Source organism: Azospira sp. I13 (assembly GCF_003112695.1).
Lineage (GTDB): Bacteria > Pseudomonadota > Gammaproteobacteria > Burkholderiales > Rhodocyclaceae > Azospira.
Window position 1 is genome coordinate 16,782 of sequence record NZ_BFBP01000014.1, and the last position, 11,856, is coordinate 28,637.

Consider the following 11,856-nt stretch of genomic DNA (forward strand, 5'->3'; position numbering starts at 1 on the left):
TGGCTCAACTATATGAAATGGCCTCTGACAGAACGCCAACAGGAAGTTTACAAAATTGACATCATTCGATTCGTGAAGAAATGAAACTATTGGTTATCGAAGATGAGAAAAAGCTTTCCCAGTATCTACAGAAGGGATTGAGTACCGCCGGCTTCGTCGTGGACCTTGCTCACGATGGCATCACTGGGCTTCACATGAGCCTAGAGTTCGATTACGCGGCCATCATCCTCGACTCCATGCTACCCGGCATGGATGGGCTTTCGATATTGGCCGCTTTGCGCACCAAGAAACAAACACCGGTCTTGATGCTGACCGCACTGGGTAAAGTGGAGGACCGGGTTACCGGTTTGCAGGCCGGCGCCGATGATTATCTGGTTAAGCCATTTGCCTTTTCTGAGCTGATTGCCCGAATCCAGGGACTGCTACGCCGGTCGGCGCCGCAGCAGCCGGAAGCCCCGTCGAACCGTCTGACATTGCACGATCTTGAAATGGACCTGGTTCGTCGTAAGGTTCTCAGGAACGGTCAACGTATCGATCTGAGCGCCAAGGAGTTTCTGCTGCTTTCTCTATTTCTCAGGAAACAAGGCGAGGTGCTGTCGCGAACCGAGATTGCCGAGCAGGTTTGGGATATGAATTTCGACAGCAACACCAACGTAGTTGAAGTTTCAATCAAGCGACTTCGCGCCAAAATGGATACACCTTTCGAGACACCGTTGCTACACACCGTACGCGGCATGGGCTACATCCTCGAACTACGCGAATGAGACCCAAAAGGATGAGCAACCCAACGCTGAGTGGTCGCCTCATACGCTGGCTCGCTTCGCTGAGTTTGGGGGTCCTGGGATGTTTGTGCCTCGGAGTTTATTTCTCGGTCAAAGCCAACCTTGAAGCACAACAGGATCTGCGTCTTGAAAAGCTAAGTACGGCGATTCATCACCTGTTTGAAGAAACACCGGCACACCGGCAACCAGGGGCGCTTGAGCACGACCTGGAAGATCTTCTGAAAATCAATCGGGACTCCCATCTCAAGTTAATCGATCGGCAGGGTGGGGCACGCTTCATTTCGACGCCGAGTGCATGGCCATCAAAAGCTCGTTTTTATTCGCTTGCGCTCCCCGACAAAGCCCAGAGGACAAATTTCTCTATTGCCGAGTTGGCGCTCGATATCGCACCCGATGAGGCGATTCTGGCTCGCCTCGCAGTCATCCTCTGGGGCGCTGCATTAATCGGAAGTACCGCAATCACACTAGGTGGCTACCTGATCGTTTATTTTGGACTGGCTCCCATTCGGACGCTAGCTGAGCAAACGCACAGCCTCGTGGTCCTTTCCCTCGACAAGCGGTTAGAGACAGAAGGGATTCCTGCCGAGCTACAAGTTCTCGTCGATCAATTCAACGATTTGCTGAACCGATTGGAAAGAGCTTATCAACAGCTCGAAGGGTTCAATGCTGATGTGGCGCACGAACTGAGAACCCCATTGGCAAACATCATCGCCAGTAGCGAGTTGGCCTTGCGTGGTAACGACAAGGACGAGCACCTGCGCGATTGTATCGGTTCGAATCTCGAAGAAATGCACAGGCTGTCGGGCATCATCAATGACATGCTATTCCTGTCACATGCCGACCGGGGTGCCAAAGCCCGGCGGATTCCCGTCCCAAGCCTTGCCCAGCTTTGTGCCGAAGTAGCCGACTACTACGAAGCGGTACTGCTCGATTCCGACCTCCAATGGTCTATCGAAGGTGATGCATCAGGACAGTACGATGCAGCACTGCTGCGGCGAGTTCTATCCAATCTTCTGAATAATGCGGCCCGGCATGCCGATCACGGAAGTTCAATCGTGATTCGTATTGCTATGGAAAATAACGGACAGGTCAAGCTCTCGGTGATCAACCGAGGTGAACCGATTCCTGCTATGAGCCTGGCTCATATCTTTGATCGCTTTTTCCGCGTAGATGCATCGCGTAGCCAAGGCCATCAGAATCATGGACTGGGCCTCTCCATCGTTAGCGCGATTGCCCGGATGCATGATGGAAAAGCCTTTGCAGAATCCGCCCACGGCAAGACTGAAATAGGCGTACGGCTGGCCTGCTGATGGGGCCCCGCTGTCGACCACCAAAGGTGGTTTTAGTCTTTGGTTTGCGGTACTGAGACTCGTAACATACGTAGGCCGTTCGCAACGACCAGCAGGCTGGCTCCCATGTCGGCAAATACAGCCATCCACATGGTTGCGCTACCAAACAGCGCCAATCCCAAAAATACGACCTTGATCCCCAACGCCAAGGAGATGTTCTGCCAGAGTACGGCATGCGTACGTCGCGACAACCGAATTGTTTCCGGAATCCGCCGCAAATCGTCATTCATGATCACCACATCGGCAGCTTCCATGGCCGTATCCGTACCGGCGGCCCCCATGGCAACACCGATATCGGCTCGTGCCAAGGCGGGCGCATCGTTGATACCGTCGCCGGTCATCGCAGTCGGGCCAAGACGGACCTGTAGTTCCTCAATCGCGGCCAGCTTGTCTTCCGGAAGCAGATTGCCTCGTGCATCATCGATGCCAGCCTGGCGAGCAATACTGGCCGCAGTCGCCACGTTGTCACCGGTGAGCATGACCGATGTGACACCAAGGCGATGCAGATCAGTGATCGCTTCCCGAGAACTCTCCTTGATGGTGTCGGCTACCGCAAAGATGGCCAGGACCCGATCCTCGGTAGCCAGCAGGGTAGCCGTTCGCCCTTGGTTTTCATGAACGGCTAGACGCGCCTCAATCTCCGGGCTGCACAACCCCCGATCCTCGATAAGACGGTGGTTGCCCAGTATCAAGGTATGTCCATCCAGGCGGGCTTCTATGCCGCGCCCTGGAAGAGCAGTGAAGTCGGTAAGGCCGTTTTCGGGCAGCTTTAGGCCGGCAGCGATAGCCTTTGACACAGGATGATCCGAATGACCAGCCAAGCTGGCGGCCCAGGAAAGAACCTTCATCTCCGGTTCAGAGGGGGTCAGCACCTCCTTAGCCACTAGCCGAGGCTTGCCTTCAGTGATCGTGCCTGTCTTGTCGAGAGCGATTGCGCGCAGTTTGCGGGCCTCTTCCAGATAGACGCCACCTTTGATCAGGATACCGCGCTGAGCGGCTGCGGCTAGTCCGCCGACAACTGTAACCGGCGTAGCGATGACCAGCGCACAGGGACAGGCAATCACCAGGAGAACCAGCGCTTTGTAGAGCGCCTGTGTCCACGTCCAGTCGAGCAACCAGGGACCTCCGGTGGCCACTGCTACGGCTATCACAAAGATTGTCGGCGTATAGATGGCGGCAAAGCGATCAACAAATCTCTGGGTGGGGGCCCGCGTGCCCTGAGCTGCCTCCACGGCATGGATGATGCGTGCCAATGTTGTGTTATTGGCGGCAGCCGTCACCTCAAATTCCAGCGTGCCGGTCTCGTTGATGGTGCCGGCAAAAACAGGATCACCGGTGGATTTGTCTACCGGAATGCTCTCGCCGGTAACCGGCGCCTGATTGACTGCGCTACTGCCTCCCGTTACCCGTCCATCCAGCGGAATGCGGGTACCAGGCTTTACCCGTGCCTGCGCTCCGATGACAACCTTGTCGGCCAGAGTTTCCAGCCAGGAGCCGTCGTTCTGGCGAATCTCAGCGGTTTCCGGGGTCAAGGCGAGCAACCCTGTGATGGCATTGCGTGCCCGATCAACGGAACGGGCCTCAATTAATTCGGCGATAGAGTAGAGCGCCATGACCATGGCAGCCTCCGGCCATTGACCGATTAGGAATGCACCGGTCACAGCGACACCCATCAGGGCGTTCATGTTCAACTGACCCCGGCGCAATGCGGCCAGTCCTTTGCGATAGGTGGAAAATCCGGAGAAAGCTATGGCAGCCGCGGCCAACGCCATCCCCAGCCCTTTGAACGGCAGGGTATCGGGTGCAAAGAAATCCAACGCCTCGGCACCGATGGCCAATGCCAAGGCGATGAGCGCCTTACTGATCTCGCCGAGGCCCGTTGGTGTTTCAGCCTTCTGTTCCATTCCGATGGGCTGCACTTCAAAACCAAGCTGGCGAATGGCCTGTAGGGCGCTTTCCAGGGGAGGCTGCTCTCCGTCGATGGTCAGGGTCCGGGCCGCCAGTTCGAAGCGTAGTGACCGAATCCCCTCGATTCCTGCTAATACCTTACGGATATCGCTTTCTTCGTTCGGGCAGTCCATGGCGGGAATCCGAAAAGCTCGCGTATTCCCCAAGGAGGTGGATATGGCGACATCCGACATATCCTGAATGGAGGTTGTGCCGGCCGCACAGTTACCTGAACATGTGCAACGTTCAGATTCATTGGATCGGTGTTTTTCAGCATGGGTGAGCATGACAATCTCCTAGTTGTTGATGCCATTAAAAACCCTTGAGTCACTTCAAGGTCAAGCGGCTACAATAAAAAGAGCCAAGGAGAAGGGCATGTTGGAGTTCCTGAAGATATTGAGTCTTTTCATCGTCACCGCGCTGGCTGAAATCGTCGGTTGCTACTTGCCCTGGTTGGTGCTGACGCAGGGGCGACAGCGTTGGCTTCTGATCCCGGCTGCCGTGTCACTGGCTTTATTTGCTTGGCTCCTTACATTGCATCCAGGCGCCGCTGGTCGCATCTACGCTGCTTATGGCGGCGTCTATGTTGCGATCGCCTTGCTGTGGCTATGGCGGGTTGATGGAATCCCCCTGACACGTTGGGACCTGCTGGGCAGTGCCATATGCCTCGGCGGCATGGCTATCATCGCGCTACAGCCGAGCAGGGCTTGATAGGCGAACTAGGGAGGCTGCAATGAAAATTGGCGAACTGGCGCGTTTGGCGAGAAGTAATGTGGACACAATCCGCTACTATGAGCGCGAAGGATTGTTGCCGGAGCCTGGGCGGAGCGAGGGGAATTACCGTATCTATGGGTCAATGCACCTGGAGCGACTGACGTTCATTCGGCATTGTCGTGGCTTGGACATGACACTTGATGAGATTCGAACACTGCTGCACTTCAAGGAATCGCCAGAAGAAAACTGTGGTGAGGTAAACCGCTTACTGGATGAGCATATCGGGCATGTCGTCCGTCGAATTGGTGAACTCCAAGTGCTGGAAAAGCAGCTTCTTGAGCTGCGCAGCCGTTGTCCCGACGACCGTCGCCCCTCAACTTGCGGGATTCTTGAAGGACTGTCTCAATCAGGAATCGGCGTGGAGCCGACGGGAAATCACATTTCCGGCGTACACGGCACCGCATTAAAGTCCCCCAAGGTATAGAGGGATGAGTCAGGTCGATCTCTACCTTGGCGCGGCCGAACGGGCCAATACCCGGCGCAGCTATGCATCAGCCATCCAGCACTTCGAGATTGAGTGGGGAGGCTTGTTACCGGCAACTATCGACTCGATTGCCCGCTACCTGGCTGCGTATGCCGAATCACTGTCACTGAACACACTGAAGCACCGCCTTGCGGCGCTGTCCCGCTGGCACCAGGATCATGGCTTTCCGGACCCGACCAAGGCTCCGAAGATTCGGCAACTCTTGAAGGGCATTCGGACCCTGCATCCGGCCCAGGAAAAGCGGGCCAAGCCGCTGGAACTGGAAATCCTCCACGGTGTTACCGACTGGCTGACGACGGCCACGGCTGCAGCTGTCCGCCAAGGAGATACTGCCGGCACCCTGCGACTTAAGCGGGATCGGGCCCTGGTTCTCCTCGGGTTCTGGCGCGGGTTCCGCTCCGATGAACTGGCCAACCTTCGCATTGAATTCATCGAAATCAAACCCGGTGAGGGGCTGACCTGCTTTTTGCCCCGCAGCAAGGGGGATCGCAACCTGGAAGGCCGGAGCTACTCTTGCCCAGCCTTGTCCCGGCTGTGTCCAGTCGAGGCGGTCGAAGACTGGCTGGCCTTGTCCCAACTGACAGCAGGGCCGCTATTCCGCAAGATTGATCGCTGGGGGCACCTATCCGAGGCCGAACTGACCCCGAGCAGCATCATTCCTATACTTCGAAGGTTATTGAGCCAGGCAGGTGTGGCCGATGCCGACGCCTTCAGCAGCCACTCGCTGCGCCGTGGCTTCGCCCAGTGGGCGGGCATGAGCGGCTGGGACCTCCGGGAGCTGATGAATTACGTGGGCTGGCGTGATGTGAAGGCTGCCATGCGCTATCTGGATGGGGTCAGCACCGATCAGAAGGCGCGTTTCGAGCAGGGCTTGGATCGGGTGCTCCCAGAAAAGCAGCCTGTTTTGCCCCCGCAACTGCCAAGCCTGCCCAAGGTCACCCTCACAACGATCGAGGTTTCCATCGATCTGTCCGCCTTCAACGGCGGTCGACGCGGTGTCGCCAATGCCTTACGGGACATGGCGAGTACCTGCCTTGCCCGATTTCAGGCGCAACCGCTGGACCAGGATGGTCGTCGATATCAAATCTCCGTCCCGACCCCATCGACAGATGTCCTGGACGATCATCTCTACGCATTGCTCGATGAACTCCATCGTATTGCCGACACCCGTGAGTGCTTTCTGGAGGTAGTCTGCCGCGATCCGGCCACTGGCAGGCACTGGGATTGATGCTACATGACCCAGCTTCACGAGACCGCATATCCCCGCTTGAAAGCTGATCCATCGGCACAGGATCTCGCCGAGATTTATACCCTGACGCCCGATGAAATCGCTTTCATCGACAAGACCGTAAAGCGGCCCGTTGCCCGCGCAGCAGTCTTCATCTACCTGAAACTGTTTCAGCGCCTTGGGTACTTTGTCCATATCAAGGATGTGCCGGCGGCGATTCGCCAGCATATTGTGGCCCAAACGGGGCACCGACCAGCAAGGTTTGACGAACTCCGACAGTTCGACCGTACGACAACGCGCACGGCATTGATCGCAGCACTTCGACGCTACCTGAATGTTCGTCCTCTGGACGACCAAGGGCGTGCCTGGTTGCGACATATCGCTGAAACAGCAGCAGACAGCCGGCATGTTGTAGCAGACATCGTCAACGTAATGCTTGAAGAACTGGTTCATCATCGCTACGAATTACCTGGTTTCTCCACGCTTGATCGGCTAGCCATCCAGGCCCGGGAGAAAATCCACGATGTCCATTTTGCGAGTATTACCGATCAACTTGATGCCAAGGTAAAAGCCTTGATCGACAGCCTGTTCAAGGTCAAGTCGGGCGATACCAGCAGCACCTGGAATCTACTCAAGCGAGAACCGAAGAAACCGACCAATAAGGAAACCCGCTCCTACCTTCAGCATATCCGTCGGCTCCAGCTACTGGTCGACCAACTGCCAAAACCGGATATCCCCGTCCCAAAGCTCAAGCAGTATCGCTATATCGCCCGCTCGTTGGATGCGACGGAAATGGCGGAACTGAGGCCACAGAAACGCTACGCACTGGCCGTCATCTATATCCGTTCGCAATTTGCCCAGACGCTCGACGATGCTGCCGACCTATTCGTCCGTATGCTTCAGAACCTGGATAACCAGGCACGCAACAAGCTAGGCGAATACCAGCAGGAACACCAGCAGCGGACCGACCGCCTGATCGGGCAATTGAAAGAGATGTTGCTGGCCTATCGGATCGACGGTACGGATCATCAACGCGTGGAGGCCATCGGTGGCAGCCTGATAGCCAATGTCGATGACCTGGTAGCCATCTGTGATGAGCACATGGCTTATGCGGGGCGTAATCATCTGCCGTTCCTCGTCCAACCCTATAAGGTTGTTCGTGCCCAGTTGCTAAACTGCATCGAGATCGTCAATCCCCAGAGCAGCAGCGAGGATGACACCTTGATCCGGATGATGGCAGCGTTGCAGGCGCTGCGTGGCACCCGCCATGAAATCGTCCCACTGTCCTTAGTTGGGCTGAATGCTGAGGAAGATTTCCTATGGCTACCTACGGCTTGGCGAAAACTGGTCGTCTCTGAACGTGCCGATGGGCAGATCGTTGCCCTCAACCGCCGTTACTTTGAGCTGGCGGTCCTGTATGCGATCCGTGATGAATTGAAATCGGGTGATCTGTTCATCCAGCATGGCGAGCGCTACGACGACTACCGGGAGCAACTGGTTGACGACGATACTCTGAATTCTGAGTTGGCCCAGTACGGCGAAGTGACCGGTGTCGAAACCGACCCCAGAGCCTTTACGGAGACCTTGAAGGCGGCTTTGTTGGAGACCGCCGAAGCCGTCGATGCAGAGTTTCCGGACAACGCCTATGCCGAAATCGTCGATGGTCGGCTAATCCTGAAGAAGCCACCAGCCAGCGAACTACCGCCTGGCATCAGGACAATCGACCTGCTGATCACTGAGCATCTGGAGAACATCAGCATTGTTGACGTACTGATCGACACGGAGCGCTGGCTGCAACTGCACAAGCTATTCCGTCCCTTGATGGGAACAGAGAGTCGGATCGAGGAATTGCGTCCAAGAGTAATCAGTACCTTGTTCTGTTATGGCTGTAACCTTGGGCCCACTCAGACAGCACGTTCAATTCGAGGGATGAGCCGCAAGCAGATTGCCTGGCTCAACATCAAGTACATCACGGAAGAGGTACTGGAAAAGGCCATCGTCAAGGTTATCAACGCCTATAACAAGTTCGAATTGCCCAGCTACTGGGGTTCAGGCAAGCATGCCTCGGCCGACGGCACGAAATGGAACCTCTACGAGCAGAACCTGATTTCCGAGCACCACATCCGCTACGGCGGCTATGGCGGCATCGGCTACTACCATGTCTCCGACAAGTTCATCGCGCTGTTCAGTCACTTCATTTCCTGCGGCACCTACGAGGGTACGCACATCCTCGATGGGTTGATGACCAACACCTCAGATGTCCGGCCGGATACCATCCATGGCGACACCCAGGCCCAGAGCTACACGGTGTTTGCGCTTTCCCATCTCTTAGGCATTAAGCTGATGCCGCGCATCCGTGGCATCAAGGATCTGGTGTTTCATCGGCCCGAGAGTAACAAGAGGTTCGTCCATATCGATCGTCTTTTCAGCGACGACATCAACTGGCAGATGATCGAAACCCATCTGCCAGATATGCTGCGCGTGGCTGTCTCGATCAAGCTTGGAAAGATTTCAGCATCGGCTATCCTGCGCCGCCTCGGTACTTACAGCCGAAAGAACAAGCTGTATTTCGCCTTTAAGGAACTCGGCAAGGTAGTCCGAACCATGTTCCTGCTGAAATATGTTGGTGACGTTGAACTGCGCCGGCTCATCCACGCAGAAACCAACAAGTCGGAGCAATTCAATGGCTTTGCGAAAAAACTCTTCTTCGGTGGAGAAGGGGAGATCGCCGAAAACCTGCGCCACGAACAGCGCAAGGTCATCAAATACAACCATCTGATCGCCAACATGGTCATCTTGCACAATGTGGTGGGGATGAGTCGGGTCCTAAAGCAACTACGAGCCGAAGGTTCTCTGATCAACCAGGAAGTGTTGGCTGGGCTGGCGCCATACCGGCTGGAGCACATCAATCGTTTTGGTGACTACGTGCTGGATTTCCGACGTAAGGCCGCGGTGCTAGATGATGGGTTCCGAATTTTGGAGGCTGAATCAGCAAACCAAGGTCAATGACTATTGATTTCTTCAGGAAAAATCCCAATATCATGAATTGCCATGCACGTGCGTGGTTACTTTTGGGAGATGCTCATGAGCAAGACACTGACCACCAATGGTTCCGTTACGATGAAGAATCTTAATGGGACCTCGGACAAGGACTGTAAGTGCGGATCTTGGTTGGACCACTGGAAGGTCTTCACCAAGGTTTCCTCAACGCCAACATGTCATGTAGCGGGGTGCAATTCACTGGCGGAGGTAGGGGCGCACGTAATACTGCCGAAGCTTGATAATGAAGCACTTCGAAAACTCAACTACATTGCACCGATGTGCAAGTCGCACAACGGCCAGCCAGACACAGAGTTCAGATCCAAGCCCGACAGCATTTTCGTCAGCGCAAATAAGGCGCTGACCTGCGGAACCTAAGCCTCAATTGATGAGAAGAGGGTAAGGCCAGTCAAAACCAGCCTTACCCAAAACCAAGTTATTTTCCTTTTACGAACAATAAATTAAGTTGTTTTTTTGAGGATTTCGCGCGATTCCCGGCCGACCCTCTAATTGTGATGCTCTGGCCGCCCAGGTGCTCCTCGGCCCCATGCTGGATCCCAGCATGACCCTGCTGGGGGATGCCGAGCGTCTGCGCTCCGACCTCCAGCCCCAGACCTGCGCCCAGCGTTACGCCCAATACCTGCCAGGTTCCGTGGAGCGACTTCACCCCTACGCCGCTCCCCTCGCCTGCCGTCGCCTCCAGGGCCTGCCCCCGGCCTACATCGCCACGGCCAAATGCGACGTTCTGCACCGGGAAGCCGAACAGTACGCCGCTGCCCTGATCGCCGCTGGCGTACCCACCCAGATCACCCGTTTTGACGTCAAGCACGAGGAATTGCCCCGGCATGCCCCCTTGCTGGCTGAAGTCTCGGCCTTCCTCCGTTACCGCCTGGCGTCCCAGGCGACCGCTCGGGGCTGATGCCCTGGCTGCGCCCTTCCGCATTTCATTTTCCAGCTTTCACATTCCGAAAGGTCCGCCATGTTCCCCTCCAAGCGCCTCACCCTCCCCCCCTACTCCCGGCGTACCGCCATCAGCCTTGCCCTGGCCGGGATCGTCACCGTTACTGCCGCTGCCTGGGGACTCAGCAGTGGTAACGAAGCGCACGCCAATACGCCCCCCACTGCCGCCACCGTGGATGTTGCCGCCGTGCTCAGCCGCAGCATTGTGGATTGGCAGCAGTTTTCCGGCCGCCTGGAGGCGGTGGACCGGGTGGACATCCGCCCCCAGGTCTCCGGCATTCTCACCGCCGTACATTTCAAGGATGGCGCCGTGGTGCGCAAGGGCGACCTGCTGTTCACCATCGACCCGCGCCCCTTTGCCGCCGAGGTGGCCCGGGCCCAGGCCCAGGTGGCTGCAGCGGAATCCCGGGCCGCCTATACGGCGACGGAACTGGCCCGGGCCGAACGACTTTTGGCCGACAACGCCATCGCCAAGCGGGATTTCGAAGAAAAGCAGAACCAGGCCCGGGATGGCGCCGCCAGCCTGCAAGCGGCCCAGGCCGCCTTGAAGGTGGCCCGGCTGAACCTGGAATACTGCGAAATCCGCGCCCCCATCGATGGCCGCCTGTCCCGGGCGGAGGTCACTCCGGGCAACCTCGTCACAGCCAATGCTGGCGCGCCCCTCAGCAGCATCGTGGCGGCAGCGCGCATCTACGCAGCCTTCGAGGTGGATGAACAGAGCTTCCTCAAGTACATCAATGCAGCCAGCAGCGGCCAGACACCGGACCTACCGGTCAGCCTGGGGCTGGCCAACGAAGTCGGCTACTCCCGGGAAGGCCGCATCCACTCGGTGGACAACCGCCTCGATACCGCCTCCGGCACCATTCGGGTGCGCGCCCTCTTCGACAACCCGGATGGCCGCCTGATCCCCGGCCTCTACGCCCGCATCCGCCTGGGGGGCAGCCAGGAGCGCAATGCCCTGTTGATCAACGAAAAGGCCGTCGGCACTGACCAGGATAAGCGTTTTGTCCTGGTGGTGGGGGCCGACAACAAAGCCGAATACCGGGAAGTACGGACTGGCGCCACTCAGCACGGCCTGCTGGTGGTCGAGCAGGGGCTGCAGGCGGGTGAGCGCATCGTCGTCAATGGCCTGCAACGCATCCGCCCGGGTGACCTGATCAATCCACAGACCACCCCCATGCCAGGGGGGGATGCAAACGACGGGGGGCAGGAAGCGGCCAAGGTCCCGGCTGCCGCCCAGACCCCAACCGACTCCCCCGCCGCTACGGGCAAGGCCGGTTGAGCCCAGGCCCC

10 protein-coding genes are annotated in these 11,856 nt (G+C 57.2%); 9 read left to right on the forward strand and 1 reads right to left on the reverse strand.

Annotation, left to right across the window (positions count from 1 at the left end):
* Window positions 1-80 precede the first annotated feature (80 nt).
* The gene (locus AZSI13_RS14035; protein ID WP_109041806.1) at window positions 81-764 is read left to right on the forward strand and encodes a heavy metal response regulator transcription factor; all 684 of its coding nucleotides are present in this window, start codon (window positions 81-83) and stop codon (window positions 762-764) included.
* Window positions 765-775: 11 nt separating this feature from the next.
* Entirely contained in the window at window positions 776-2,092 is a 1,317-nt protein-coding gene (locus AZSI13_RS14040; protein ID WP_165833535.1) for a heavy metal sensor histidine kinase, read from the forward strand.
* A 32-nt stretch (window positions 2,093-2,124) separates the two neighbouring features.
* Here the strand turns inward: AZSI13_RS14040 and AZSI13_RS14045 are convergent, their stop codons facing one another.
* Window positions 2,125-4,272, reverse strand: a complete 2,148-nt coding sequence (locus AZSI13_RS14045) for a cation-translocating P-type ATPase (RefSeq protein ID WP_201262404.1) — start codon at window positions 4,270-4,272, stop codon at window positions 2,125-2,127.
* A 181-nt stretch (window positions 4,273-4,453) separates the two neighbouring features.
* On the opposite strand from AZSI13_RS14045, the gene AZSI13_RS14050 reads away from it, so the two are divergent.
* The 7 genes from AZSI13_RS14050 to AZSI13_RS14075 all read left to right on the forward strand — a co-directional run bounded on the left by AZSI13_RS14050 (window position 4,454) and on the right by AZSI13_RS14075 (window position 11,845).
* Window positions 4,454-4,789, forward strand: a complete 336-nt coding sequence (locus AZSI13_RS14050) for a YnfA family protein (RefSeq protein WP_109041809.1) — start codon at window positions 4,454-4,456, stop codon at window positions 4,787-4,789.
* 22 nt (window positions 4,790-4,811) lie between these two features.
* Complete coding sequence (gene cadR / locus AZSI13_RS14055) at window positions 4,812-5,276, forward strand: Cd(II)/Pb(II)-responsive transcriptional regulator (protein ID WP_109041810.1); 465 nt, start codon at window positions 4,812-4,814, stop codon at window positions 5,274-5,276.
* Window positions 5,277-5,280: 4 nt separating this feature from the next.
* Window positions 5,281-6,564: a site-specific integrase gene (locus tag AZSI13_RS14060; RefSeq protein WP_109041811.1), complete on the forward strand. Its 1,284-nt coding sequence runs from the start codon at window positions 5,281-5,283 to the stop codon at window positions 6,562-6,564.
* Between the two features lie 6 nt (window positions 6,565-6,570).
* Window positions 6,571-9,573, forward strand: coding sequence for a Tn3 family transposase (locus AZSI13_RS14065; RefSeq protein WP_109041812.1), 3,003 nt, complete (start codon window positions 6,571-6,573; stop codon window positions 9,571-9,573).
* A gap of 75 nt (window positions 9,574-9,648) precedes the next feature.
* A complete protein-coding gene (locus AZSI13_RS17340; protein ID WP_133247322.1) occupies window positions 9,649-9,981 on the forward strand; it encodes a hypothetical protein in 333 nt (110 codons plus the stop codon).
* Window positions 9,982-10,123: 142 nt separating this feature from the next.
* Entirely contained in the window at window positions 10,124-10,522 is a 399-nt protein-coding gene (locus tag AZSI13_RS14070; RefSeq protein WP_268807536.1) for an alpha/beta hydrolase fold domain-containing protein, read from the forward strand.
* 60 nt (window positions 10,523-10,582) lie between these two features.
* A complete protein-coding gene (locus AZSI13_RS14075; protein ID WP_109041814.1) occupies window positions 10,583-11,845 on the forward strand; it encodes an efflux RND transporter periplasmic adaptor subunit in 1,263 nt (420 codons plus the stop codon).
* The last annotated feature ends 11 nt before the right edge of the window (window positions 11,846-11,856 follow it).